The organism is Streptomyces sp. NPDC054866 (assembly GCF_053610745.1).
The window spans coordinates 390,666-416,070 of record NZ_JBSGZA010000006.1; the positions used below are offsets into that span (position 1 = coordinate 390,666).

The window sequence follows — 25,405 nt, forward strand, 5'->3', positions numbered from 1 at the left end:
CCCTTTTCAGGGCGACGGCGCCGAGAGCTGTCCTCTTGCGCGGAACTGCGGTAGATGCCGGTTGCCCACTGCGAGGACACGCGGCCGCCATACGGTCGGCGCCAGCTCTGCGTCAGACAGAGTTGGTTCGATCAGTTGGTACAGAAGAAGTGTGCCTTCATCGTACAGGGAACGGAACCCTCAGGCCTGTGAATACGGAGAATGAGGCGCCCGTCACCTGTGATTGCCTCGCCCTTCTGGGCTCTGACCGTCCTGACCAGCAGTTCCCAGCCATCCAGCCAGCTTTCCGCCCTGTCCGACCGCTCGCAGCCGCTTCTCCGCCGCGTCCCGTACCGGGTCGGTCGCGACCACCAGGAGCTCGTCCTCGCGCTGAAGGACGGTCGTGGGCTGCGGGACGAATGATTCGCCGTTGCGAACGATGAGGGTGACCGCCGCCCCCGCGGGCATCCGCAGTTCGCCCACCTCGACGCCGTGCATCCGCGATCCCTTCGGGATCGCCACCGAGAGCAGGTGGCCGCGCAGACGCTCCAGGGGGGCCGACTCGATGCCCAGGTCGGCGGCGCCCGAAGAGTCGCCGAGGCGCAGTTTCCTGGCCAGCCACGGCAGCGTAGGGCCCTGGATGAGGGTGTAGACGACGACCAGGACGAAGACGATGTTGAAGATCCGCTCGCTGTCGGCGACGCCGTTCACCATCGGGATCGTGGCCAGGATGATGGGCACGGCTCCGCGCAGGCCGGCCCAGGACATCAGGGCCTTCTCCTGCCAGGGCAGCCGGAACGGCAGCAGGCTGAGGACGACCCCCAGGGGCCTGGCCACCACGGTCAGGATCAAGCCGATGATGATCGCGGGCCACATGTCGTCCAGCAGGTCGTGCGGGGTGACCAGGAGGCCGAGCAGGACGAACATGCCGATCTGCGCGATCCAGCCGAGCCCTTCGGCGAAGCCACGGGTGGCGGGCCAGTGCGGCAGCTTGGCGTTGCCGAGGACCATCGAGGCGAGGTAGACGGCGAGGAATCCACTGCCGTGCGCCATGGCTCCGGCCGCGTAGGCGGCGACCGCGATGGCCATCACGGCGATGGGGTAGAGACCCGAGGCGGGCAGCGCCACGTGCCGCAGGCCGTAGGCGCCGAGCCAGCCCACTGCGATGCCGATCGCGGCACCGATCGCGAGCTCCAGGGCGATCTCGCCGATGAGGACGTACCAGTGCTCCACGGGGCCCGCGGTGGAGAAGGCCACGACCAGGATCACCACAGGGGCGTCGTTGAACCCCGACTCAGCTTCCAGGATGCCCGTCACGCGCGGCGGCAGCGGCACCTTCCGCAGCACGGAGAAGACCGCCGCCGCGTCCGTCGAGGAGACCACCGCGCCGATGATGAGCGCCTGCCGCCACTCCAAGCCGACCAGGTAGTGGGCACCGGCGGCCGTCACGCCGACGCTCACCGCGATGCCGGCGAGCGACAGGACGGCGGCGGCGGGGAGCGCGGGTTTGATCTCTTTCCACTTCGTGCCAAGACCGCCCTCGGCCAGGATCACGACGAGCGCCGCGTAGCCGATGACCTGCGTCAACTCGGCATTGTTGAACGTGACGTTGCCGATGCCGTCCTGGCCGATGGCAACGCCGATGCCGAGGTAGAGGAGCAGGCTGGGGAGCCCACTGCGCGACGAGATGCGGACCGCCGCGACCGCGACGAGCAGGACGAGCGAGCAGATGAGCAGAAGCTGGTTGAGGTCGTGGACAGTCAGGGGCCGTTCCTCTCCGCGCGAGCCAAGTACTTCGTTACCTTACCTAATTGTTAACGCTTCCTTGACGTCTTCGAACATTCATACGATGTGTCGCGATGCTCTTCCTGACTCCGCGTCCGGGGCCGCGGTGCCCTGCGCCTATGGTTGCTCCAGCGCTCCCACCACCGCCCAGCCAGCCCTGCCGCTCGCGTAAGGACAGCAAGGACAGCGATGCCCTCGAATACCACCGCCTCTTCCGGTCATAAGTCCGGCAAGAAGAAGGGGCGCCGAGCCCGCCTCATCGTGATCGTCCTGGTCCTGGCCATCGTGGCGGGCATCGGCTACGGGGCGTACTGGAGCGTCAGTACGGTGCGTGCCTCCTTCCCGCAGACCAAGGGGACGATCAAGCTCGACGGCCTCGCCGGTCCCGTCGACGTGAAGCGCGACGGCAACGGCATCCCGCAGATCTACGCCGAGTCCGACGCCGATCTGTTCATGGCCCAGGGCTTCGTCCAGGCACAGGACCGGTTCTGGGAGATGGACGTCCGCCGCCATATGACCTCCGGCCGCCTCTCCGAGATGTTCGGCAAGGGTCAAGTAAAGACCGATGAGTTCCTGCGGACGCTCGGTTGGCACCGCGTGGCGCAGAAGGAGTACGACACCAAGCTCTCGCCCGCGACGAAGAAGTACCTCCAGGCGTACTCCAAGGGAGTCAACGCCTACCTGAAGGACAAGAGCGGCAAGGACATCTCCCTGGAGTACGCCGCTCTCGGTTTCACCAACGACTACGAGCCCCAGGAGTGGACCCCCGTCGACTCCGTGGCGTGGCTCAAGGCCATGGCCTGGGACCTGCGCGGCAACATGCAGGACGAGATCGACCGGTCCCTGATGACCAGCCGCCTCGGCCCGTCCCAGATCAAGGACCTGTACCCGGAGTACCCGTACGCCCGGAACAAGCCCATCGTCCAGGAGGGCGCCTACAACAGCGTCACCAAGGAGTACGAGGGCAAGGGCAGCGCGAACAGCCAGTCGCAGACCGGCGGCGCGGCGGGCACGGGCCTCGCGGGCAACGCACAGGCCCCCGACGGCCTGCAGTCCCAGATGTCGGGCCTCTCCGACATCCTGGACGGCGTCCCGGACGCGGGCCTCGGCCCGAACGGCAACGGCATCGGCTCCAACTCCTGGGTGGTCTCCGGTGACCACACGATCTCCGGTAAGCCACTGCTCGCCAATGACCCGCACCTGTCACCACAGCTGCCGTCCGTCTGGTACCAGATGGGCCTGCACTGCCGGTCGGTCTCCAAGGACTGCCAGTACGACGTCTCCGGCTACACCTTCGCCGGCATGCCGGGTGTGGTCATCGGCCACAACCAGGACATCGCCTGGGGCATGACGAACCTCGGCGCCGACGTCACCGACCTCTACCTCGAGAAGTTCGAGGGCGACGGCTACGAGTACGACGACAAGGTGCTGCCCTTCAAGTCGCGGGTGGAGACCATCAAGGTCGCGGGCGGCAAGCCCAAGAAGATCACCGTGCGGGAGACCGGCAACGGCCCGCTGCTGTCCGACCGCGACGACGAACTGGTCAAGGTCGGCAAGAAGGCCACCGTCGACAGCGCGGCCCCCGACCGTGGCGACGGCTACGGAGTCTCGCTGCGCTGGACCGCGCTGCAGCCGGGCAAGTCGATGGACGCCGTCTTCGAGCTCAACAAGGCGAAGGACTTCTCCGACTTCCGCAAGGCGGCCTCTTCTTTTGAAGTGCCCTCGCAGAATCTGATCTACGCGGACACCAAGGGCCACATCGGCTACCAGGCACCGGGCAAGATCCCGGTCCGCGGCAAGGGCGACGGCGCGCTTCCCGCGCCCGGCTGGGACTCCGACTACCGCTGGACCGGCTACATCCCGCAGGCCGCGCTGCCCTACGAGTACGACCCGAAGCGCGGTTACATCGTGACCGCCAACCAGGCCGTCATCGACGACAAGTACCCGTACAAGCTCACGTCGGACTGGGGCTACGGTGCGCGCAGCCAGCGCATCACCGACCTGATCCAGTCGAAGACCAAGAACGGTGGGAAGGTCTCCACCGAGGACATGCGCACGATGCAGATGGACAACAGCAGCGAGATCGCCAAGCTGCTCGTGCCCAAGCTGCTCAAGATCGACGTCAAGGACAGCTACGTCCGTGAGGCGCAGAAGCTCCTTGAGGGCTGGGACTACACCCAGGACGCCGACTCGGCGGCAGCCGCGTACTTCAACTCGGTCTGGCGCAACATCCTCAAGCTCTCCATCGGCAACAAGCTGCCCAAGGAGCTGCGGGTCAAGGGCCAGTGCCTGAACGTCGAGCCGGCCGGGAACACCGGTCCCGCCGACGAGGCCGAGCCGGTGCGCGAGTGCGGCCAGCGTGACGCGGAATCCGCCCAGCCCGACGGCGGCGACCGCTACTACGAAGTGATCCGGTCGATCCTCGACGACGAGGACAACGACTGGTGGAAGTCGCCGAAGACCCGCACGGACGCCGCGACCAAGACCCGTGACCAGCTGTTCGGGCGGGCCATGGAGGACGCGCGCTGGGACCTGACGGCCAAGCTCGGCAAGGACGTCGACACCTGGAGCTGGGGCCGCCTGCACCGGCTGACCCTGAAGAACCAGACCCTGGGCGTCGAAGGCCCCGGCTGGCTCCAGTTCATGCTCAACCGCGGCCCGTTCAAGCTGGGCGGCGGCGAGGCGGCGGTCAACGCCACCGGCTGGAACGCGGCGGGCGGCTACGGAGTGCAGTGGGTGCCGTCGATGCGCATGGTGGTGAACCTCGACGACCTCGACAAGTCGAAGTGGATCAACCTCACCGGTGCTTCGGGGCACGCCTACAACGCGCACTACACCGACCAGACCAGCAAGTGGGTCAAGGGCGAGCTGCTGCCGTGGTCCTTCTCGGAGAACGCCGTGAAGAAGAGCACGAACGACACGCTGGTGCTGCGGCCCTGAGCCGCCGCACACAGCAGTGAAAGGGCCCTCCACGCGCGCGTGGAGGGCCCTTTCCCGTGCGGAGAGGGTCAGCGGAAGCGGCGTACTCCCGACGGGGTGACGACGGCGTGCACCGGCTTGTCGTGCGGCTCCTGGGGGACGTGCGCGACGACTTCCGTGTCGTACAGGAGCACCACCAGAGCCGGATCGGCCCCGGCCCTCCCGAGCCGGGCCAGCACCCTGTCGTACGACCCGCCGCCGCGCCCCAGCCGCATCCCGCGCGCGTCCACGGCAAGGCCGGGCAACAGCACGACGTCGGCCGCCAGGACGGCGTCGGGCCCGAGCCGCGCCCCCGAGGGTTCCAAGAGCTGGATCTTTCCCGGGTGTTGCACGCGAGCGAGCGAGCCCTCGCCCTCATAGGCCGCCCAGTCCAGGTCGTTGTCCTCCAGGAGCACCGGCAGCAGGACCCGCGTCCCGCGCGCGTGGAGGGCGTCAAGGAGGGCGCGCGTCCCCGGTTCGCTCCCCACGGAGACGTACGCCGCGACCGTGCGCGCCCCGGCGAGCTCCGGAAGCTCCAATGCGCGGTCGGCGAGAACCGCCGCGGCCTTCTGCGCGTCATCCCTAGTCAACCGGCTTCTCACCGCGAGGAATTCTCCGCGCAACGTGCGCTTGGTTGGCTGATCGTGCGGCTGGTCCGAGCCGGTTTCTTGCATGGTGCGCTCACAAACCCTTCCAGGTGCGCTCATATGAGAACAAAATGTCCGGAGCCACAGATTCCGCACATACTCACCGGTTATGGTTACGGACATGACTGAGTCTCACCCCCCAAGGATCAGCAAGGCTGTCATTCCCGCAGCAGGCCTGGGCACCCGGTTCCTGCCGGCCACCAAGGCCACTCCCAAGGAGATGCTGCCGGTCGTCGACAAGCCGGCGATCCAGTACGTGGTCGAGGAGGCCGCTTCCGCCGGCCTCGACGACGTCCTCATGATCACGGGCCGCAACAAGCGCCCCCTGGAGGACCACTTCGACCGCAACTACGAGCTGGAGTCGGCCCTTCTGAAGAAGGGCGACGAGGCGAGACTGGCGAAGGTCCAGGAGTCCAGCGACCTCGCGACCATGCACTACGTCCGCCAGGGCGACCCCAAGGGGCTCGGTCACGCCGTCCTGTGCGCAGCCCCCCACGTCGGCAACGAACCCTTCGCGGTGCTCCTCGGCGACGACCTGATCGACCCGCGTGACCCGCTGCTCGCCCGCATGGTCGAGGTCCAGGAGCGGCACGGCGGCAGCGTCATCGCCCTCATGGAGGTCTCCCCGGAGCAGATCCACCTCTACGGCTGCGCGGCCGTGGACGCCACGGACGAGGGCGACGTCGTCAAGGTCACCGGCCTGGTCGAGAAGCCCGACGCGGCGGACGCCCCCAGCAACTACGCCATCATCGGCCGCTATGTCCTTGACCCCCACGTCTTCGACATACTGCGCAAGACCGAGCCGGGCCGCGGCGGCGAGATCCAGCTCACCGACGCACTCCAGCAGCTCGCGGCGGACGAGAAGGTCGGCGGCCCCGTGCACGGCGTCGTCTTCAAGGGCCGCCGCTATGACACCGGCGACCGGGGCGACTATCTGCGTGCCATTGTCAGACTCGCGTGCGAACGTGAAGACCTGGGCCCGGACTTCCAGGCCTGGCTTCGCAGTTACGTGTCCGAGGAGATGTAGCACTTTGAGCAGCAGCGCGACGACCGAAGCCACCGGCCAGGAACACGTCTGGTCGGTGAGCGAGCACCTGGACGACATCCTCGGATCCGTCCGCCCCCTGGAGCCCATCGAGCTCCAACTCCTCGACGCCCAGGGCTGCGTCCTCGTCGAGGACGTCACGGTGCCCGTCTCGCTGCCGCCCTTCGACAACAGCTCCATGGACGGTTACGCGGTCCGGGTCGCCGACATCACGGGCGCGAGCGAGGAGTTCCCCGCCGTCCTGACGGTCATCGGTGACGTGGCCGCGGGCCAGGGCGAGCAGCCCACCGTCGGCGCCGGCCAGGCCGCCCGCATCATGACCGGCGCACCGCTGCCGCCCGGCGCCGAGGCCGTCGTCCCCGTGGAGTGGACCGACGGAGGCCTCGGCGAAGGCCCCGTCTCCGGGATGCGCGCCCACAGCGCCGCCCCTGAAGGAGCCTTCGGTGAGGTCCGCGTGCACCGCCCCGCGGAGGCACGCGCGCACGTGCGGGCGCGTGGCAGCGACGTCCGGGCCGGCGACCGCGCGCTGACCGCGGGCACGGTCCTCGGCGCCCCGCAGATCGCCCTGCTCGCCGCGATCGGCCGCGGCACGGTCACGGTGCGCCCACGCCCCCGCGTGGTCGTCATGTCCACCGGCAGCGAACTGATCCAGCCCGGCGAGGAGTTGGCCAAGGGCCAGATCTACGACTCCAACAGCTTCGCCCTGACCGCCGCGGCCCGGGACGCCGGAGCCATCGCCTACCGCGTGGGCGCGGTCGCCGACGACGCCGAGACACTGCGCTCCACCATCGAGGACCAGCTGATCCGCGCCGACCTCATCGTCACCACGGGCGGCGTCAGCGTCGGCGCGTACGACGTCGTGAAGGAAGCCCTCGCCTCGGTCGGGGACGAGCACGAGGACGGCAGCGGCATCGAGTTCCGCAAGCTCGCCATGCAGCCGGGCAAACCGCAGGGCTTCGGCTCCATCGGCCCCGACCACACCCCGCTGCTCGCACTGCCGGGCAACCCCGTGTCGTCGTACGTCTCCTTCGAGATCTTCGTACGTCCCGCGGTGCGTGCCCTGATGGGCCTCCCGGATGTCCACCGGCCCACGGCGCGCGCGGAGCTCGCCGCCGACAAGGCGCTGACCTCGCCCAAGGGGAAGCGACAGTTCCTGCGCGGGCAGTACGACGCCGACACCGGCACCGTGCGCCCCGTGGGCGGCGCGGGCTCCCACCTCGTCGCGGCCCTCGCGCACGCGAACGCGCTGATCGTCGTCCCGGAGGACACCGCGTCGGTGGAGCCGGGCAGCGACGTCGAAGTGGTCCTGCTCGGCTGAAAGGCGCTCCCGCGCGGTACGGTGTCGCGCACATAAACCCCCTCGCGCCGCACCGCGGGAGGGCCCGGACCGGGAGCGCCACAGCACATGAGTAGCCAGCAGCGACTGACGCACATCGATGAGGCGGGCGCCGCCCGCATGGTCGACGTATCCGCGAAGGACGTGACGGCGCGCACCGCCCGCGCCAGTGGCCGCGTCCTGGTCTCGCCCCGCGTGATCGAGCTGTTGCGCGGGGAAGGCGTCCCCAAGGGCGACGCCCTGGCCACCGCGCGGATCGCGGGCATCATGGGCGCCAAGCGCACGCCCGACCTGATCCCGCTCTGCCATCCGCTGGCCGTCTCCGGAGTGAAACTCGACCTCTCCGTGGCGGACGACGCCGTCGAGATCCTCGCCACGGTGAAGACGACGGACCGCACCGGCGTCGAGATGGAGGCGCTCACCGCGGTGACCGTCGCCGCCCTCACGGTGATCGACATGGTCAAGGCCGTCGACAAGGGCGCGGTCATCACGGACGTACGCGTCGAGGAGAAGACCGGCGGCAAGTCCGGGGACTGGAGCCGCGAAGGAGCCGGAGCATGACCGCCTACCGGGCACTCGTCGTCACGGCCTCCAACCGCGCCGCCGCCGGGGTCTACGCCGACCGGGGCGGGCCGATCATCGCCGAGGCGCTTGCCGCGCTCGGCTTCGAGGTCGAAGGCCCCCAGGTCGTCCCCGACGGCGACCCCGTCGAGCAGGCCCTGCGCGCCGGAGCCGACGCCGGATTCGACGTGATCCTCACCACAGGCGGCACCGGCATCTCGCCCACCGACCGCACCCCCGAGGCCACCCGCGCCGTCATCGACCACGAGGTGCCCGGCATCCCGGAGGCGATTCGCGCGTACGGCAGGGAGAAGATCCCCACGGCCGCGCTGTCCCGCGGCCTCGCCGGAGTCGCGGGGCGCACGCTCATCGTGAACCTGCCGGGCTCCACCGGCGGCGTGCGCGACGGCATCGCCGTCCTTGAGCCCCTCCTCGCGCACGCCGTCGAGCAGCTCCGGGGTGGCGACCACCCAAGACCCCCGGGTGGTGCGAGCTGAACAGCCCTTCCTGGCCCGTCGAGCTGACGGACGGCGACGTCGTCCTCCGTCCGATAAAGATGCGCGACCAGCGGCCCTGGCGTGAGGTGAACCGGCGCAACCGGGACTGGCTGCGCCCCTGGGAGGCGACCATCCCGCCGCCCACGCCCAGCGGCCCGATCGTGCACCGTCCGACGTACCGTCAGATGGTCCGGCATCTGCGCGCCGAGGCGCATGCCGGGCGCATGCTGCCCTTCGTGATCGAGTACCAGGGGCGGCTCGTGGGGCAGTTGACGGTCGCCGGGATCACCTGGGGATCGATGTGCTCGGGCCATGTCGGCTACTGGGTCGACCAGTCGGTCGCGGGCCGCGGCGTGATGCCGACCGCCGTCGCCCTCGCGGTCGACCATTGCTTCCGGTCGGTCGGGCTGCACCGTATCGAGGTCTGTATTCGCCCCGAGAACGGGCCAAGTCGCAGGGTCGTGGAGAAACTCGGATTCCGCGAGGAGGGGCTTCGTCCACGCTATCTCCACATCGACGGTGCCTGGCGTGACCATCTTGTCTTCGCACTCACCGCGGAAGAGGTACCGGAAGGGTTGCTGCGGCGCTGGCACCAGGCACGACCCCGGAACACCGCGTAAATAGAATAAGTGTTTGAAATTGATCGGTGATCGACCGTCTGGGGCCCGACTTGGTCCCTCCGAGGCATTAATTTCACGGTCCCGGTGGCCTGTTGATCGCATCAGTCACAAAAAAAGTTCGAGATATCAGCCAGATCGTGCGACACACCGGCTCAATTGGCAGATGGCCTCAAGCAAACCCCTCTACCGTGTGAGGCGTGAGCAGCAGCGGCCTCATCTACGCAGTCATCGTCGGGGCCTGGGCCGCCTACTTGGTGCCGATGTGGCTCCGTAGGCAGGACGAGCTCAATGAAGCCCGTCCGACGGAACGCTTCAGCACCGCCATCCGGCTCCTGTCCGGACGTGCGGGGATGGAGCGCCGGTACGCCAAGGACCTGCAAGCGCGCTCGCCTGAAGAGGAGGAGTCGCGCGACCCGGACAACGCCACCGGCTCGGTGGACGTCCGGGCCTTCGTCGCGCCCCCGCATCGACAGGGCGGCCAGGACGAGAGGCCCGAGCCGCAGGGCAAGGCGCCGGTCAAACCCCAGGCGCAGCACCCCCCGTCGAGGCCGCAGACGCCGCAGCCTCCGGCACGGTCCCAGGCGCAGCCCGCGGCGAAGCCCCAGGCCAAGCCCTCCGTGAAGGCCCAGGTGAACACCCCGGCCCCAGGGCAGGCGCAGACCCCGGTCCCGACCCCGGCCCCGTCCGCGGCGCGCTCCCAGCAGTCGCACGCCCGGCGCGCCGCATCGGCGGAAGCCGCCGCGCGCGCCCGGCGCACGAAGGTGCTCGCACGCCGTCGGCGTACGACGGTGATGCTGTTCGTCGCCTTCACGGTCGGCACCATCGTCGCCGCAGTCGGAGGGCTCGCGTTCCTCTGGGCACCCGCGGCGCCGGCCGCGCTCCTGAGCGCGTACATCGTGTATCTGCGGGGCCAGGAGCGGCGCCGCTTCACCTACACCATGGACCGGCGCAGGGCCGAGGTCGCCGCGCAGCGGCTGCGGGAGCGTCAGCCGCGCAGGCGCGCGCCCGGCGGCGCGGACGCGGTCGTCGACGACGCGGAGGAAGGACCGGGCCCCGAGACGGAGACCGGGCTCTCCGCACTCGCCGCCGACCGCCGCGCCCTGGTCGAGCAGACCGACCACGCGGAGTGGGTGGACCAGCAGCGTGAGCGGCAGCGCCGCCCCGGGCACGGCGACAGCTGGGACCCGGTGCCGGTGCCCCTGCCGACGTACGTGACCGCGCCGGTCGCCCCGCGGGCCACCGGTGACGTCGACTTGGGCGCACCCGACGCCTGGAGCTCGGCGCGGTCGAGCTCCGTCGGGTCCACCGCCGACGAGGCGCGGGGCGAGACGGACGGCAGCGAGTACACCGACTACGCCGACTACGCCGAGGGCGCGGAAGGCGCCGAGGGCGCCGAAGGCGTGGACGGAGGCGGTGGCCGCAGTGACGCACGGCGGGCCGCTTCCGCGCGCAGGGCGCGCGAACGCGGACGTACGCCCCTCTTCGATCAGTACGAGGACGGGGAGCGGCCGCGGGCCGCCAACGAGTGAGGCCTGACCAGCGAGGGACCGGTCAGGAACGGATTTCCAAGCACCCGGATCGGGATGCTAGAGTTTCACTCGTTGCAAGGGCCTGTGGCGCAGTCTGGTAGCGCACCTCGTTCGCATCGAGGGGGTCTGGGGTTCAAATCCCCACAGGTCCACTGCACATGAGATCCCGTCCGGTTCTTCGAACCGGGCGGGATCTTTGCTGTGCCTCAATACTGAGGCACAGGCGCACTACAGCGGCTTCACGTAGCAGCGGCTCAGGTCCTCGAAGCGGTAGTGGCCGAACTTCGCGGGGGCCGGGGTGTAGCCGGTCGACGTGTAGAGGGCTATGGCCTCCGGCTGCTTCGTGCCCGTCTCCAGGACCATGCGCGTCCGTCCCGCCGCCCTCGCGTCGTCCTCCAGGGCCGCCAGGATGCGGCGGGCCAGGCCGAGGCCGCGGGCCTCCGGGGTGACGTACATGCGCTTGATCTCGGCGTCGCCGTGCGCGTAACCCTCGTCGTTCTCCTCGTGGCCGCGCCAGCCGCCGGTGGCCACCGGGGTGCCGTTCTCGTCGTACGCGACGAGGTAGAAACCGCGCGGGGCCGCGAACATGGCCGGGTCGAGGGGTGTGACGTCGCCCTCGTCGCCGTACCGCTCCGCGTACTCGAGCTGGACGCGGTCGTTGAGCTTGACCGCGTCGGGGTGGTCGAAGGGGGTGGGGCACAGCTCGATGGCTGCCCGCTGCGATCGCTGCGACGGCGACTGGATACTCATGCGAATCATCGTACTTCTATGCGGAGGCGTGCCGGTATCCATTAAGTGTGCCGGTATCGTTCCGGGATGCTCCAAGTGACCAGTGTGAATGTGAACGGGCTGCGCGCCGCCGCCAAGAAGGGCTTCGTCGAGTGGCTCGCCGAGACCTCGTCCGACGTGCTCTGCCTCCAGGAGGTGCGGGCCGAGCCCCAGCAGCTGCCGGAGGAGGTGCGGGCCCCCGAGGGGTGGCACGTCACACACGCGCCGGCCGCCGCCAAGGGGCGCGCGGGCGTCTCCCTCTATACGCGCCGTGAGCCGGATCGCGTGCAGGTCGGATTCGGCTCGGAGGAGTTCGACGGCAGCGGGCGCTACGTCGAGGCCGATCTGCCCGGCGTCACGGTCGCGAGCCTGTATCTGCCCTCGGGCGAGGTCGGCACGGAGCGGCAGGACGAGAAGGTCCGCTTCATGGGGGAGTTCCTCACCTACCTGAAGGAGCTCAAGCGGCGGGCCGCCGCCGAGGGGCGCCAGGTCGTGGTCTGCGGCGACTGGAACATCGCCCACCAGGAGGCCGACCTCAAGAACTGGAAGGGCAACAAGAAGAACTCGGGCTTCCTGCCCGAGGAGCGTGCCTGGCTCAGTGAGGTCTTCGAGGGGGACGCCGGATACGTCGACGTGGTGCGGGCACTGCATCCCGACGTCGAGGGCCCCTACTCCTGGTGGTCCTACCGGGGGCGCGCCTTCGACAACGACACGGGCTGGCGGATCGACTACCACGTGGCGACGCCGGGTCTCGCGGAGCGCGCGGTCAAGGGCTTCGTGGAGCGGGCGGCCACTCATGATCAGCGGTGGTCGGACCATGCGCCCGTCACGGTGGTCTACGACATGTGATGCCGCGCGGCGCCATGGCATGTTGCGAGCGCGTACCTGACAATGTCTCAACTGTCAGCCGTGTGGGGGAGACTTCATGTCCGGTATGTCGAGACCGTCTCGTCGAGGTGTGCTGCTCGGGGCTCTGGGCGCGGGGATCGGGGCGGGGCTGCCGATGGCGGCCGCGGCACCGGCCGGAGCTGCCGGTGGCGCCGGAGCTCCCGGCGGGGTTCCCCGGGGCACGCCGCCCGTAATCCTCACCGAGCAGGCCACCCAGCACATCCTCGTGCTCGATCCGCGGCGCAGGGTCTGGGACCCCCAGAACGATCCGTCCGTCGTGCGGTGGGCGTTCTCGCCGATGAGGCGCAAGGGGTACGAGGACCTTCGGCCGGAGTACAGCTGGGTGTATCCGTGCGAGTCGAAGGTGCGCAGACACAAGGGGCGTACGTACGTCCTGACCACCGCGTCCTTCGGCTTCGTCGCCGTCGTCGACTACCCGTCGGGGAAGCGGTATTGGGGTACGGCGATCGGGCCCGGCGACGATCTCTTCAATCCGCACAGCGCGGAGATCCTGCCGGACGGCAATGTGGCGGTGGCGTGCAGCACGGGCGCGCTGGTCAGGCTGTACGCGGCGTCGCAGGGGCCGCATGCCTCGCGGTACGCCGAGGTGGAGCTGAAGGGGGCGCACGGGCTGCACTGGGACGGTGCGCGTGAGGTGCTGTGGGCCATCGGTGACGATGAGTTGGTGACGTACGCCGTGGGTGGCACGCGGGCACGGCCCACGCTGACGCGGCGGTTCTCGATCGGGCTTCCGGTCGGTACGCCGGGCAAGACCCCCGGCGGACATGACCTCTTCCCTGTGGCCGGGCGTCCCGGGCGGCTCTGGGTGACGACGAACACCGCCGTCTTCCAGTACGACATCGGTGGCCGGGCCTTTGTGCAGGACTTCGCCGGGGCCGGGGAGATTTCCCGGAAGTCGGTGAAGGGGGTCGGCAATGATCCGCGTACGGGGCAGGTCATCTCCACCGTGCCGGAGGGCGGTCTTGAGGAGACCTGGTGGACGACCAAGGTGAGCGTGCATCGGCCCCGGGGGGAGTACGAGCTGGTCGGGGGCGGGATTTACAAGGCTCGGTGGTTCCTGCCGCGGTAGGGCGGGCGGGTGCGTGGGGGCTGAGGTCTTGCCTCCGGCGGTTTCTTCCCCGATCCCGCCCCTTCCCGAAACTGGGGCTCCGCCCCAGACCCCGGTCCTCAGACGCCGGACGGGCTGGATTCTCTCAGCCGGGCTAATGATCCTTCGGCTTCTCCGAAGCCAGCCTGCGGTCCAGCGCCATCGACAGTTCCGCCTCCACCACGCTCTTCGCGAGCGGGCGCAGGCGGTCGATGCTGACGTCGCCCGCCTCGGCGGGTGTGTGCGTGCGGATGATCGTGATGAACAACTCGGCCAGCGCGTCCGCGTGTTCGCGTACACGCTGGCCCGCCTCCAGGACCGCGGACAGGGGGATGCCCTCGCGGACCAGGGCCGATGAGACGTCCAGGAGGCGGCGGCTCACGTGGACGATCTCGTCGCCGTCCGTGCCGAGGTAGCCGAGGTCCAGGGCCGCGGCGAGGTTCTCGGGGGTGACCTCGCCCGCGAAGCGGTCGGCCAGTTCCTCGGGGGTCAGGCGGACCGGGGTCTCCTCGGTGGATTCGCCGATGCCGAGGAGTTCGCCGACGTCGCGGCCGTTCTCGAAGGCCTCCGCGAGTTCCGCGATGCCGCTCAGGGTGTGGCCGCGCTCCAGGAGCGCGGCGATGGTCCGCAGCCTGGCCAGATGATGGTCGTCGTACCAGGCGATGCGGCCCTCGCGGCGGGGTGGCGGGATCAGGCCGCGCTCACGGTAGAAGCGCACGGTGCGCACCGTGATGCCGGCCGCCTTGGCCAGCTCCTCCATGCGGTACTCGCGTGTCTCTGCCACGGCAGCAGCCTATGTGCTGCCGGATCGTGCGGGTGTTCGCTCTGTTCTACCGGCGGTAACTCAAGACGCCGAACCCCTACCCATCAGTACGCGGCTGTTCTACTCTCCCAATTGCGCCAGTGGTCACTGGCAGAGTCGTGAAGCAGTTCGGGAGGCGGCGGCATGGCCGAGGACGAGCGCCAGCAGGAGCGCGAGCGGGGGCGCGAGCAAGGCGGCGAGCGCGAGGGTGGACGCGAGCACGTGCGGGTGGCGGTGATCGGGTCCGGGTTCGGCGGGCTCGGCGCCGCGGTCCGGCTGCGACGGGAAGGCGTCACCGACTTCGTCGTCCTGGAGCGGGCCGGTGCCGTGGGCGGCACCTGGCGGGACAACAGCTATCCGGGCTGCGCGTGCGACGTGCCCTCGCATCTGTACTCGTTCTCCTTCGCCCCCAACCCCGACTGGCCGCGCACCTTCTCGGGCCAGGAGAAGATCCAGGAGTACCTGGAGCAGGTCGCCGACACCTTCCGCCTCCGCTCGCACATCCGCCTCAACACCGAGGTGAAGCTGCTGCGTTGGGACGCGGACGAGCTGTGGTGGGAGATCGAGACCAGCAACGGCACCCTCACCGCCGATGTCGTCGTCTCCGCCACCGGGCCCCTGTCCGACCCCAAGCTCCCGGACATCCCCGGCCTCGACACCTTCGAGGGCAAGGTCTTCCACTCCGCGCGCTGGGACCACGACTACGACCTGCGCGGCAAGCGCGTAGCGATGATCGGCACCGGCGCCTCCGCCATCCAGATCGTGCCCGCGATCCAGCGCGAGGTCGGCAAGCTGACCCTCTTCCAGCGCACCCCGCCCTGGGTGATGCCGCGCATGGACCGCGCCATCAGCAAGGCCGAGCGCTGGGTGCACCGCCAGCTGCCGTTCACCACGCACGCCCGGCGCGGAATCCTGTGGGGCATAAGGGAGTTGCAGGTCCAGGCGTTCACCAAGCGGCCGAACGAGCTCGGTGCGGTCGAGCAGTTGGCCAAGCGGAACATCGCGCGCGCCATCAAGGATCCGGCGCTGCGGGCCAAGCTGACACCGTCGTACCGCATCGGCTGCAAGCGGATCCTGCTCTCCAACACCTACTACCCGGCGCTCGCGCAGCCCAATGTCGACGTCGTCGCGAGCGGGCTCAGCGAGGTGCGCGGCAACACCGTGATCGCCGCGGACGGCACCGAGACCGAGGTCGACGCGATCATCTTCGGTACGGGATTCCATGTGACGGACATGCCGATCGCCGAACGCGTGGTGGGCGCCGACGGCGTGACGATGATGGAGACCTGGAAGGACGGGATGAAGTCGCTGCGCGGCGCCACTGCCGCGGGCTTCCCGAACTTCATGACGGTCATCGGCCCGAACACGGGTCTCGGGAACTCCTCGATGATCCTGATGATCGAGTCCCAGCTGAACTATCTCGCCGACTACGTACGGCAGTTGGACGTTCTCGGCGGCCGGGCCGCGCTCGCCGCGCGGACGAGCGCCGTGCACGCCTGGAACGACAAGGTGCAGGAGCGCATGAAGCGCACCGTGTGGAACACCGGCGGCTGCAACAGCTGGTACCTCGACGAGAACGGCGTGAACACGACGATCTGGCCGGGCACGACGAGCGAGTTCCGCAATGCCACGCGGCGGGTGGACCTCGCCGAGTACGAGGTGGTGCGGCCGCCCAAGGTGCGTGTGGACGAGGCGGCACCGAAGTCCCGTAGGACGAAGAAGGCCGAGGCAGCGGCATGAGCAGGCTGACGCATGTGACGACCGGGCCGTTCGCGCCGCCCGCGGCCGCGCGGGAGCTGACCGTCGTGTCGGCGGACGGCGCGCGGCTGCACGCCGAGGTGCACGGCCGCGAGGGGGCGCCCGCGGTGGTGCTCGCCCATGGGTGGACGTGCTCGACCGCCTTCTGGGCGGCGCAGATACGTGACCTGGCCGTCGACCACCGGGTGATCGCGTACGACCAGCGGGGCCACGGGCGCAGTGTCGCGCCGGGGGGCGTCGAGGGGTACAGCACGACTGCCCTCGCCGACGACTTGGAGGCGGTGCTCGCGGCGACGCTTGAGCCCGGGGAGCGGGCCGTGGTGGCCGGGCACTCCATGGGTGGCATGACGATCATGGCGGCGAGTACGCGTCCGGGGTTCCGGGAGCACGCGGCCGCCGTCCTGCTGTGCAGCACCGGGAGTTCGGGGCTCGTCGCGGCGTCGACCGTGGTGCCGCTGCGGGCCGGGCGGATCCGGACGCGGCTGACGCGCTCGGTGCTCGGGGCGAAGGCGCCGCTGGGGCCCGTCACGCCCATGGCCCGCCGGGCCCTCAAGTACGCCACGATGGGCCCCGGTTCGCCCCCGGAGCGGGTCGAGGTGTGCGCGCGGATCGTGCACGGGTGCCCGAGGGTGGTGCGCTACCGCTGGTCGCACGTGCTCGACGAGCTCGAACTCGACGCGGGCGTACTGGAGTTGACGGTGCCGACCGCGATCATCGCGGGCACCGCCGACCGGATGACCCCCATCCCGCTCTCGCGGCGCCTGGCCCAGATGCTGCCGGACTCGCTCGGGCTCACCGAGCTGCCCGGGATCGGGCACATGACGCCGGTGGAGGCGCCGGAGACGGTCACCGAGGGGATCAGGAACCTCGTGCGGAAGTACGTACGCGTGGGCGATCAGCAGGTCCAGGGGCTCGAAGGGAGCAGCGCATGAGCAAGGTCAGCCTTGAGGGTCAGGTCGCGGTCGTCACCGGGGCGGCGCGGGGCGTGGGGGAGCTGCTCGCGCGGAAGCTGTCGGCGCGGGGTGCGAAGGTCGCGCTGGTCGGCCTGGAGCCGGACGAGTTGAAGCAGGTTGCGGGGCGGCTGCACACCGAGGCCGAGGCCTGGCACGCGGACGTCACGGATCATGTCGCGATGGCGCGGGTCGCCCAGGAGGTCAAGGAGCGGTTCGGGAAGGTCGACATCGTCGTCGCCAACGCGGGCGTCGCCAACGGCGGTCCGTTCGTCGAGTCCGACCCCGAGGCGTGGCGCCGGGTGATCGAGGTCAACCTCATCGGCAGCGCGGTGACGGGGCGGGCGTTTCTGCCGGTCCTGATGGAGAGCCGGGGGTACCTGCTGCAGATCGCCTCGCTCGCGGCGATCACGCCGGCGCCGATGATGACGGCGTACTGCGCTTCGAAGTCGGGCGTCGAGGCGTACGCGCACTGTCTGCGGGCCGAGGTCGGCTACAAGGGCGTGAAGGTGGGCGTCGGTTACCTGTCCTGGACGGATACGGACATGGTGCGGGGCGCGGACCAGGACGACGTCATGCGGGAGCTTCGGCAGAGGCTGCCGTGGCCGTCCAACAAGACGTATCCGCTGGGTCCGGCCGTCGACCGGATCGTCGCCGGGATCGAACGGCGGTCGAGCCACGTGTACGCGCAGTGGTGGCTGCGGGGTATGCAGGGCATCCGGGGCTACCTGCCGGGGATCATCGGCTCGGTCGGGCAGCGGGAGATGCGGAGGTTCGAACCCCGGCTGGGGTCGGTCTCCACGGGGCTCGTAGGAGCGGGCGGCTCCGCCGACGAACAGGCCCGTACCGGGGGGTAGTTCCCACCTGGCGGTGGGCTGCCGGGGGGTGGGGGTTGGTCTGTCCCGTCCCGCCGTGGGGCGGACCCTGCCCCGCCGCTTCGCGCCGGATTCTTCCCCACCCACCCACCCGATTGCCCTGCGGTGTGAGGGGCTGGGGGGCGGGCGGGTCGCCGTGTGGTGTGGCGGGTGGGGGCTTGGTTGCCTTGCGGTGTATCGGGTGAGGGCTGGTCGTCTTGCTGCGTGACGGGTGGGGGGGGGCTGGTGCCCGTCGGGGTAGTGGTGGGTGGGCTGATCGCGCTGCGGGGTAATGGGCGGGTGGGTGGGAGTGATCCGCCGCGAAGCGGCGGGACAGGATCGACCCCCCACCGAGCAGCAGACGAACACGCCCACGCCCAGCAACGAGCCCCCCTGCCCCGCGCCCCCAGCCGGGGGCTACGCAACCCCCCGGCGCTCCGCGCCCCTGGCCGGGGCCCACGCAACACCCCGGCGCCCCGCGCCCCCCGCACGCAAAAGCGGGACCCCCGGCGTCCCAGGGGCCCCACTGGTCAAAGCTCAGCGCAGCGTCAGGCGTCGTAGTCCTGGTTGAACTTGTCCTGCTGCTCCTGCGCCGCCCGCTGAGCGTCGTCAGGGGACTTCGCGGAACGCTCACGCGCTTCCTCCTGAGCCTGCGAGCCGCGCTCCTGCGCGTCGTCACGGGCCTGCGAGGCGCGCTCGCTCGCCTCGTCCTTCTCGCCGCCCATGGCGCCCTTCGCCTTGGCGGAGAGGTCGTTGGCCTTGTCCTGGAACTGGTCCTTGATGCCCATGCGGGTTCACTCCTAGAGGGTGAGGTTGGAAGGGCCTCGACCAGACTTACATGAGGGCACATTCCTCGCATTTCGATCAATTACGGCCAGTGACGGACCGTGAAAGGCCCCGCCCCGCTACCCCCGCGGCGGCAGCTTCGGCCGGTGGCGGTCCGGGACGGCGTCGAGCCCCGGCGGCTCCGCCGCCGGCTGCCGTTCCAGGAGGTCGAGCGCCACCTGTACCGCGTCGTCGAGCTGGGCGTGCCGCCCCTCCGCCCAGTCCAGGGGCGTGCGGAGCACCTCCAGGTCCGGGGTCACGCCGTGGTTCTCCACGGACCAGCCGTACTCGTCGAACCACCCCGCGTTCATCGGCACCGTGATGACCGTCCCGTCACCGAGGACGTGCCGCCCAGTCATCCCCACCACGCCGCCCCACGTGCGCTGGCCCACCACAGGGCCGAGGCCGAGCAGCTTGAAGGCCGCCGTGATCATGTCGCCGTCCGAGGACGTCGCCTCGTCGGCGAGGGCCACCACCGGGCCCCGGGGCGCGTTCGACGCGTACGACACCGGCTCGGCGTTCCGTGTCAGGTCCCAGCCCAGGATCTTGCGCGTCAGCTTCTCGACCACGAGCTCGCTGATGTGCCCGCCCGCGTTGCCGCGCACGTCCACGAGCAGGGCCGGGAGCGAGACCTCCAGGCGCAGGTCGCGGTTGAACTGCGCCCACCCCGAGCCTCCCATGTCCGGGATGTGCAGGTAGCCACACTTGCCCCCGCTCAACTCCCGTACGACTTCCCGGCGTTTGGCCACCCAGTCCTGGTAGCGCAGGGGGCGTTCATTGATGAGGGGGACGATCGCCACCCTCCTCGGCCTGCCTTCGCCCTCCGCCGGCTGGAACGTCAGCTCCACCGTCGTGCCGCCCGCAGCCGCGAGCAGCGGGAAGGGGCCCGTCACCGGGTCGACCGGGCGGCCGTCGATGTGGGTGAGGACCGCGCCCTCGCGAATGCCCGCGCCCGCCAGAGGTGAGCGGGCCTTGGAATCGGACGAGTCGCCGGGCAGGATCCGCTTGACCATCCAACTGCCGTCACGGCAGACCAGGTTGGCGCCTAGCAGGCCCATTGCCCGCTGATAGTGGGGTGGTCCTTCATTGCGGCGAGCGGCGGAGACGTACGCGTGTGACGTGCCCAGTTCGCCGAGGACCTCGCGGAGCAGGTCCGCGAACTCGTCGGGGGACGCGACCCGTTCCACCAGCGGCCGGTACTGGTCCAGGATCGCGGGCCAGTCGATGCCGCACATGTGCGGCTCCCAGAAGTAGGCCCGGATGAGGCGGCCCGCCTCGTCGTAGGACTGGCGCCACTCGGCCGCCGGGTCGACCTCGTGCAGGATGCGGCGCAGGTCGATCCAGGTGGTCGTGTCGCCGTCGCCGGACTCCGTCGAAGGAACCGCGCGCAGTTCGCCCTCGTCGACCACCACGAGCCGCGAGCCGTCGCCGCTGATGGCGAACCAGTCGAGGTGGTCGACGAGTTCGGACTTCTTGCCCTTGGTGATGTTGAAGTACTCCAGGGTGGGGCGCCCCGAGGTGTCCGCCGGGTTGGCGAACGTCTCGCCGAGCGCGCCCGAGATCGGCCAGCGCATCCAGACCAGGCCGCCGCCGCTGACCGGGTGGAGGGCCGAGTACTTGGACGCCGAGACGGGGAAGGGCGTCACTCTGCTCTCCAGGCCCTCCACCTCGACGATGGCGGAGCCGGCCGGGGAGAGTCCGTCGGCCGGGTCGAGGCCGCCCGCCGCCGGGCGGCCGTCGGGGGAGAGGGCGAAGGGGGACGGGGTCGCCGACGACAGGGGGACGAGGTAGGGGCGGCAGCCGAGCGGGAAGGACAGGTCGCCGGTGTGGACGTCGTAGACCGGGTCGAAGCCGCGCCAGGAGAGGAAGGCGAGATAGCGGCCGTCGCTGGTGAAGACCGGGTTCTCGTCCTCGAAGCGGCCGTTGGTGACGTCGACGATGATGCGGCAGGCGGGCCCCTCGATGCGGGCCATCTTGATGTGGCGCAGGGAGCGGCCGATACCGGGGTGGGACCAGGTCAGCCATGCGCCGTCCGGCGAGAACGCCAGGTCACGCACCGGGCCGTTGACGGAGCGGATCAGCTCCGTCACCTCGCCGTCGCCCTCCTCGGCCGCGTCGACCAGGAGGAGCCGCCCGTCGTTCGACGCGATCGCGAGCCGTTCGCCCTCGGGGTCGGAGATCATCTCCAGGACCCGGCCCAGCTGCCCCTGGGCCAGTCTGAGCGGCGCGCGGTCGCCGCTGGCGCGCGGCAGATAGGCGATCTCGACGGCGTCCTCGCCCTCCGCGTCGGTGACGTAGGCGACCTGCCCGCCCTTGCCGAGCATCTCCGGGAGCCGGACGCGTACGCCCGGGGTGTCCGTGATGGTGCGGGCGGGCCCGTCCCGGTGCGTCAGCCAGTACAGGCTGCCGCGTACGACGACGGCGCTGGCCCGGCCCGTCGTGTCCACGGAGATCGAGTCGAGGTGCTGCGCGGCGGGCACCTGATAGATCCGCCGTCCGGCGCGCGGCCCGCCGAGGCGCACGTCGAGGCGGCGCGGCTCGGAGTCGGCGGCCAGGTCGTCCACCAGCCAGACGTCGCCCGCGCACTGGTAGACGACGCGCGCGCCGTCACTGGAGGCGTGCCGGGCGTAGAACGCGTCGTGATCGGTGTGCCGTCGCAGGTCGGAGCCGTCCGGCAGACAGGAGTAGAGGTTGCCGACGCCCTCGTGGTCGGAGAGGAAGGCGATCCTGCCGTCCACGAACATCGGGGCGTCCAGATGCCCGTCGAGATCGGGCAGGATCTGCTCGCCGTGCATCCACAGGCGGCCCATCGCCCCGCCCCGGTAGCGCTTCCAGGCGGCGGGCTCGTGCGGCGGCTTCCCGGTCAGGAGGAGCGTCTTGCGTTCGCCGTCGATGTCGTTGACCGCGATGTCGTACACCGGCCCCCAGGGCAGCTTGCCGCCGGGCGATCCGTCGGTCGGCACGCTGTAGGCCCAGCAGAAGTACGAGAAGGGCTGGCCGTGCGAGGAGACGGCGAGGATGTCGCCGTCGGGGGACCAGCCGCAGACCCGGGTGTCCGTGCTGCCCCAGTAGGTGAGACGCCGGGCAGGGCCGCCGTCGACCGGGGCGAGATGGATCTCCGGGTCGAGGCTGCGCCATGTCGTGTACGCGATGTGGCGGCCGTCCGGTGAGAAGCGCGGATGGCTCACCTTGGTCCGGTCGACTGTCACCCGCCAGGCCCGTCCGGCGGGGGCACCGTCCGGGCTCAGGGGCGCCACCCAGAGGTCGTCCTCGGCCGCGAAACAGAGGCGGTCGCCGCTGAGGTGCGGAAATCGCAGGTAGGCGTGGTCAGCATGGGCTTCATCGCGCGCGTCGGTCACTTCACCATGCTTTTCCGCTGCGGGGGGCGCGGCAACTCGTACAAGGGGTGGAGGGGTGGGGGGAGCGCGTGACGCAGCACACGTACGAAACGGTTTCGTTTCGTTAAGCCCCCGGGTACAGTCATGGCGTACGGAACAGTTTCGGCAAGGGTTCGACGAGGAGCGGAGGGATCATGGCTGAGGCGGCGACGGTGCGGCGCAGCCGGATCACACCCGAGCGCGAGGCCGAGCTCTACGCGGCCGTGCTCGACCTGCTCCGCGAAGTCGGGTACGAAGCGCTCACGATGGACGCCATCGCGGCCCGCACGAGATCCAGCAAGGCCACCCTCTACCGCCAGTGGGGGAGCAAGCCCGAGCTGATCGCCAGGGCCCTGCGGCACAACAAGCCGGTGTCCATCGAGGACATCGACACGGGGTCCCTGCGCGGAGACCTGCTCGAAACCGCGAACCGTTCGGACGACTGCCAGATGGAGCGGGACGCCGCGCTGATGCGGAGCCTGTTCCACGCCATCCACGGAAACCCCGAACTCCACCAGGCGATGCGGCAGTTGCTCATCGAGCCGGAGATCACCGGTCTGAACGCGATGCTGCGCAGGGCCGTCCAGCGGGGCGAAGTGGCCCCGGACAACCCCGCGTTGGACTACGTCATCCACATGATGGTCGGCGGCTTCGTCGCCCGTGACCTGATCGAGGACCGCACGGTCGACCGTGAGTTCCTCCGTTCCTACATCGACGCCGTGATCCTCCCCGCCCTCGGCGTCTGATCCGACCCCCTCACCAGCCCCACCTCTCCACCTCTCCACCTGACGCGACCGCTCACGTCGTCGGGCTGATCCCCCCTGCCCTGTAGACACCACGACCTGACCGGGAGTACGCCTCCGTGGCCACTTTCCTCTACAAACTAGGCCGACTCGCCTTCAGGCGACGGCACTTCGTCGCCCTGATCTGGGTGGCGCTCCTGACGCTCGCCGGAGTCGGCGCCGCGTCCGCGCCCACCGCCGCGTCCAGCTCCTTCTCCATTCCGGGGACGGAGGCCCAGAAGGCCTTCGACCTGCTCGAAGAGCGTGTGCCCGAAGCCAGTGCCGACGGCGCCAGTGCCCGTGTCGTCTTCAAGGCGCCGGACGGCGAGAAGGTCACGGACCCGGGCAACAAGTCCGAGATCGAGAAGACCGTCGCCGCCCTCAAGTCCGGTTCGGACGAGGTGGCCAGGGCCGACAGCCCCTTCCGGACCAAGACGGTCAGCAAGGACGGCTCCACGGCGTACGCGTCGGTGTCGTACAAGGTCACCTCGATGGAGCTGACCGACGAGAGCCGTGACGCCCTGGAGAAGACGACCGACCAGGCGCGGGAGTCCGGGCTCACGGTCGAGGTCGGCGGCGACGCGCTGCAGGCGATGCCCGAGACCGGGGCCACCGAGATCATCGGCATCGCGGTCGCGGCCGTCGTCCTCGTCATCACCTTCGGCTCGCTGATCGCGGCCGGACTGCCCCTGCTGACCGCGCTGATCGGCGTGGGCATCGGTGTCTCCTCGATCACCGCGCTCGCCAGCGCGCTCGACCTGGGGACGACCACCTCGACGCTCGCCATGATGATCGGCCTCGCGGTCGGCATCGACTACGCGCTCTTCATCGTCTCCCGCTACCGCGGCGAACTCGCCGACGGACGGGACCGCGAGGACGCGGCGGGCCGCGCCGTGGGGACGGCTGGTTCGGCCGTGGTCTTCGCCGGGCTCACCGTGGTCATCGCCCTTGTCGGCCTCGCCGTGGTGAACATCCCGATGCTCACCAAGATGGGCTTCGCGGCGGCCGGCACGGTGGTCATCGCCGTACTCATCGCGCTCACCCTGATCCCTGCGCTGCTCGGTTACGCGGGCAAGAAGGTCAAGCCCACGGGCGAGAAGAGCAAGGTGCTCGGCGGCGGCAGGAAGAAGGGCGCCGCTGCCGAGGGCGCGGAGGAGAAGCAGCCGAAGGACAACCTCGGCACCCGCTGGGCACGCTTCGTCGTCCGCCGTCCGCTCACCGTCCTGCTCGTCGGCGTCATCGGCCTCGGCGCGGCCGCGCTGCCCGTCTCCTCCCTCGAACTCGGCCTCCCGGACGACGGCGCACAGCCGACGTCCACGACCCAGCGCAAGGCGTACGACCTGGTCTCCGACGGATTCGGCCCCGGCTTCAACGGCCCGCTGATGACGGTCGCCGACCTCAAGGGGACCGACGACCCGAAGGCCGCCGCCGGTGAGATCACCAAGACGATCTCCGGGCTCGACGACGTCCTCTCGGTCGCACCGCCGATGATCAACAAGGCGGGTGACACGGCGATCATCAGCGTCGTCCCGTCCTCCAAGCCCAGCGGCATCGAGACCGAGAACCTCGTGCACTCGATCCGCGACGCGGGCGCCGAGATCAAGTCCGACACCGGCGCGAGCGTCATGGTCACCGGCACGACGGCGATGAACATCGACGTCTCCGAGAAACTGAACGACGCGCTCCTCCCCTACCTGGCCCTGGTCGTAGGCCTGGCCTTCCTCCTCCTGATCGTCGTCTTCCGCTCGATCCTGGTCCCGCTCAAGGCGGCGCTCGGCTTCCTGCTCTCGGTCCTCGCGGCCCTGGGCGCGGTCGTCGCGGTCTTCCAGTGGGGCTGGCTCGGCTCGCTCTTCGGAGTGGAGCAGACGGGCCCGATCATGTCGATGATGCCGATCTTCATGGTGGGCGTCGTCTTCGGCCTCGCGATGGACTACGAGGTGTTCCTCGTGACGCGCATGCGAGAGGCGTACGTCCACGGGGAGCGGCCCGGCCAGGCGATCGTGACCGGCTTCCGGCACGGGGCACGCGTGGTCTCGGCGGCGGCGGTCATCATGATCGCGGTCTTCGCGGGCTTCATCGGGTCGTCGGAGCAGATGGTGAAGATGATCGGCTTCGGTCTCGCGATCGCTGTCTTCTTCGACGCGTTCATCGTGCGCATGGCGCTGGTCCCGGCGGTGCTCGCGCTGCTGGGCAAGAAGGCGTGGTGGCTGCCGAGGTGGCTGGACCGGGCGCTGCCGAATGTGGATGTGGAGGGCGAGGGGCTGCGTGACCTCGATGCCTCGGGCACGCGGGACGCGGACGAGGACCGGGAGCTCGCGCGCGTCTGACCCCGGTCA

Annotated in this window: 20 protein-coding genes and 1 tRNA gene; 15 read left to right on the forward strand and 6 right to left on the reverse strand. The window is 70.0% G+C overall.

Going from position 1 to position 25,405, the window contains the following annotated elements:
- Window positions 1-213 precede the first annotated feature (213 nt).
- The gene (locus ACWGI2_RS29910) at window positions 214-1,743 is read right to left on the reverse strand and encodes a potassium/proton antiporter (protein ID WP_453400305.1); all 1,530 of its coding nucleotides are present in this window, start codon (window positions 1,741-1,743) and stop codon (window positions 214-216) included.
- 210 nt (window positions 1,744-1,953) lie between these two features.
- On the opposite strand from ACWGI2_RS29910, the gene ACWGI2_RS29915 reads away from it, so the two are divergent.
- Window positions 1,954-4,704, forward strand: a complete 2,751-nt coding sequence (locus tag ACWGI2_RS29915) for a penicillin acylase family protein (RefSeq protein ID WP_453698687.1) — start codon at window positions 1,954-1,956, stop codon at window positions 4,702-4,704.
- 68 nt (window positions 4,705-4,772) lie between these two features.
- Here ACWGI2_RS29915 and ACWGI2_RS29920 read toward each other — a convergent pair whose 3' ends face one another.
- A complete protein-coding gene (locus tag ACWGI2_RS29920) occupies window positions 4,773-5,396 on the reverse strand; it encodes a 5-formyltetrahydrofolate cyclo-ligase (protein WP_453698689.1) in 624 nt (207 codons plus the stop codon).
- Between the two features lie 94 nt (window positions 5,397-5,490).
- On the opposite strand from ACWGI2_RS29920, the gene galU reads away from it, so the two are divergent.
- From galU to ACWGI2_RS29955, 7 genes are all read left to right on the forward strand, one after another.
- Window positions 5,491-6,396, forward strand: coding sequence for a UTP--glucose-1-phosphate uridylyltransferase GalU (gene galU, locus ACWGI2_RS29925; protein ID WP_453400126.1), 906 nt, complete (start codon window positions 5,491-5,493; stop codon window positions 6,394-6,396).
- Between the two features lie 4 nt (window positions 6,397-6,400).
- Window positions 6,401-7,732: a molybdotransferase-like divisome protein Glp gene (glp, locus tag ACWGI2_RS29930; protein WP_453698691.1), complete on the forward strand. Its 1,332-nt coding sequence runs from the start codon at window positions 6,401-6,403 to the stop codon at window positions 7,730-7,732.
- Window positions 7,733-7,819: 87 nt separating this feature from the next.
- Entirely contained in the window at window positions 7,820-8,311 is a 492-nt protein-coding gene (moaC, locus tag ACWGI2_RS29935; protein WP_160505558.1) for a cyclic pyranopterin monophosphate synthase MoaC, read from the forward strand.
- Entirely contained in the window at window positions 8,308-8,808 is a 501-nt protein-coding gene (locus tag ACWGI2_RS29940) for a MogA/MoaB family molybdenum cofactor biosynthesis protein (RefSeq protein ID WP_453400128.1), read from the forward strand. Before moaC ends, ACWGI2_RS29940 begins: the two co-directional genes overlap by 4 nt.
- A complete protein-coding gene (locus ACWGI2_RS29945; RefSeq protein ID WP_453400306.1) occupies window positions 8,805-9,428 on the forward strand; it encodes a GNAT family N-acetyltransferase in 624 nt (207 codons plus the stop codon). Before ACWGI2_RS29940 ends, ACWGI2_RS29945 begins: the two co-directional genes overlap by 4 nt.
- Before the next feature lie 197 nt (window positions 9,429-9,625).
- Window positions 9,626-10,957 carry a divisome protein SepX/GlpR gene (sepX, locus tag ACWGI2_RS29950; protein ID WP_453698693.1) on the forward strand — a complete coding sequence of 444 codons (1,332 nt, stop codon included), beginning with the start codon at window positions 9,626-9,628 and terminating at the stop codon, window positions 10,955-10,957.
- A gap of 78 nt (window positions 10,958-11,035) precedes the next feature.
- Window positions 11,036-11,109 (forward strand) — tRNA-Ala (locus ACWGI2_RS29955).
- Between the two features lie 76 nt (window positions 11,110-11,185).
- Here the strand turns inward: ACWGI2_RS29955 and ACWGI2_RS29960 are convergent.
- Window positions 11,186-11,707, reverse strand: a complete 522-nt coding sequence (locus ACWGI2_RS29960; protein WP_453698694.1) for a GNAT family N-acetyltransferase — start codon at window positions 11,705-11,707, stop codon at window positions 11,186-11,188.
- 66 nt (window positions 11,708-11,773) lie between these two features.
- On the opposite strand from ACWGI2_RS29960, the gene ACWGI2_RS29965 reads away from it, so the two are divergent.
- Window positions 11,774-12,574 carry an exodeoxyribonuclease III gene (locus ACWGI2_RS29965; RefSeq protein ID WP_453698696.1) on the forward strand — a complete coding sequence of 267 codons (801 nt, stop codon included), beginning with the start codon at window positions 11,774-11,776 and terminating at the stop codon, window positions 12,572-12,574.
- A gap of 76 nt (window positions 12,575-12,650) precedes the next feature.
- Window positions 12,651-13,703: a DUF6528 family protein gene (locus ACWGI2_RS29970; RefSeq protein WP_453698698.1), complete on the forward strand. Its 1,053-nt coding sequence runs from the start codon at window positions 12,651-12,653 to the stop codon at window positions 13,701-13,703.
- A gap of 133 nt (window positions 13,704-13,836) precedes the next feature.
- Here the strand turns inward: ACWGI2_RS29970 and ACWGI2_RS29975 are convergent, their stop codons facing one another.
- Window positions 13,837-14,505, reverse strand: coding sequence for a MerR family transcriptional regulator (locus ACWGI2_RS29975; RefSeq protein ID WP_453698699.1), 669 nt, complete (start codon window positions 14,503-14,505; stop codon window positions 13,837-13,839).
- 162 nt (window positions 14,506-14,667) lie between these two features.
- Between ACWGI2_RS29975 and ACWGI2_RS29980 the strand changes: the two genes are divergently transcribed.
- Genes ACWGI2_RS29980 through ACWGI2_RS29990 form a run of 3 tightly spaced genes read left to right on the forward strand, consistent with a single transcriptional unit; the run spans window position 14,668 to window position 18,088 of the window.
- Window positions 14,668-16,263 carry a flavin-containing monooxygenase gene (locus ACWGI2_RS29980; protein WP_453698701.1) on the forward strand — a complete coding sequence of 532 codons (1,596 nt, stop codon included), beginning with the start codon at window positions 14,668-14,670 and terminating at the stop codon, window positions 16,261-16,263.
- Window positions 16,260-17,213: an alpha/beta fold hydrolase gene (locus tag ACWGI2_RS29985; RefSeq protein WP_453698703.1), complete on the forward strand. Its 954-nt coding sequence runs from the start codon at window positions 16,260-16,262 to the stop codon at window positions 17,211-17,213. Before ACWGI2_RS29980 ends, ACWGI2_RS29985 begins: the two co-directional genes overlap by 4 nt.
- Entirely contained in the window at window positions 17,210-18,088 is an 879-nt protein-coding gene (locus ACWGI2_RS29990) for an SDR family oxidoreductase (protein WP_453698705.1), read from the forward strand. Before ACWGI2_RS29985 ends, ACWGI2_RS29990 begins: the two co-directional genes overlap by 4 nt.
- 545 nt (window positions 18,089-18,633) lie before the next feature.
- On the opposite strand, the gene ACWGI2_RS29995 is transcribed toward ACWGI2_RS29990, so the two are convergent.
- Window positions 18,634-18,873, reverse strand: coding sequence for a hypothetical protein (locus ACWGI2_RS29995; protein ID WP_453400137.1), 240 nt, complete (start codon window positions 18,871-18,873; stop codon window positions 18,634-18,636).
- 117 nt (window positions 18,874-18,990) lie between these two features.
- On the reverse strand, window positions 18,991-22,269 hold the full coding sequence (locus ACWGI2_RS30000; RefSeq protein WP_453698706.1) for a S41 family peptidase: 3,279 nt from the start codon (window positions 22,267-22,269) through the stop codon (window positions 18,991-18,993).
- A gap of 191 nt (window positions 22,270-22,460) precedes the next feature.
- On the opposite strand from ACWGI2_RS30000, the gene ACWGI2_RS30005 reads away from it, so the two are divergent.
- Both ACWGI2_RS30005 and ACWGI2_RS30010 read left to right on the forward strand, forming a co-directional pair.
- A complete protein-coding gene (locus tag ACWGI2_RS30005; protein ID WP_453400307.1) occupies window positions 22,461-23,033 on the forward strand; it encodes a TetR/AcrR family transcriptional regulator in 573 nt (190 codons plus the stop codon).
- Between the two features lie 116 nt (window positions 23,034-23,149).
- The gene (locus ACWGI2_RS30010; protein ID WP_453698708.1) at window positions 23,150-25,396 is read left to right on the forward strand and encodes an MMPL family transporter; all 2,247 of its coding nucleotides are present in this window, start codon (window positions 23,150-23,152) and stop codon (window positions 25,394-25,396) included.
- Window positions 25,397-25,405 lie beyond the last annotated feature (9 nt).

What these genes read in the sequence shown, in the direction of transcription:
- ACWGI2_RS29915 (WP_453698687.1), top strand. Translation starts at nt 1,954, where the DNA reads ATGCCCTCGAATACCACCGCCTCTTCCGGTCATAAGTCCGGCAAGAAG.
- ACWGI2_RS29920 (WP_453698689.1), bottom strand. Translation starts at nt 5,396, where the DNA reads ATGCAAGAAACCGGCTCGGACCAGCCGCACGATCAGCCAACCAAGCGC.
- galU (WP_453400126.1), top strand. Translation starts at nt 5,491, where the DNA reads ATGACTGAGTCTCACCCCCCAAGGATCAGCAAGGCTGTCATTCCCGCA.
- moaC (WP_160505558.1), top strand. Translation starts at nt 7,820, where the DNA reads ATGAGTAGCCAGCAGCGACTGACGCACATCGATGAGGCGGGCGCCGCC.
- ACWGI2_RS29940 (WP_453400128.1), top strand. Translation starts at nt 8,308, where the DNA reads ATGACCGCCTACCGGGCACTCGTCGTCACGGCCTCCAACCGCGCCGCC.
- ACWGI2_RS29960 (WP_453698694.1), bottom strand. Translation starts at nt 11,707, where the DNA reads ATGAGTATCCAGTCGCCGTCGCAGCGATCGCAGCGGGCAGCCATCGAG.
- ACWGI2_RS29965 (WP_453698696.1), top strand. Translation starts at nt 11,774, where the DNA reads ATGCTCCAAGTGACCAGTGTGAATGTGAACGGGCTGCGCGCCGCCGCC.
- ACWGI2_RS29970 (WP_453698698.1), top strand. Translation starts at nt 12,651, where the DNA reads ATGTCCGGTATGTCGAGACCGTCTCGTCGAGGTGTGCTGCTCGGGGCT.
- ACWGI2_RS29980 (WP_453698701.1), top strand. Translation starts at nt 14,668, where the DNA reads ATGGCCGAGGACGAGCGCCAGCAGGAGCGCGAGCGGGGGCGCGAGCAA.
- ACWGI2_RS29985 (WP_453698703.1), top strand. Translation starts at nt 16,260, where the DNA reads ATGAGCAGGCTGACGCATGTGACGACCGGGCCGTTCGCGCCGCCCGCG.
- ACWGI2_RS29990 (WP_453698705.1), top strand. Translation starts at nt 17,210, where the DNA reads ATGAGCAAGGTCAGCCTTGAGGGTCAGGTCGCGGTCGTCACCGGGGCG.
- ACWGI2_RS29995 (WP_453400137.1), bottom strand. Translation starts at nt 18,873, where the DNA reads ATGGGCATCAAGGACCAGTTCCAGGACAAGGCCAACGACCTCTCCGCC.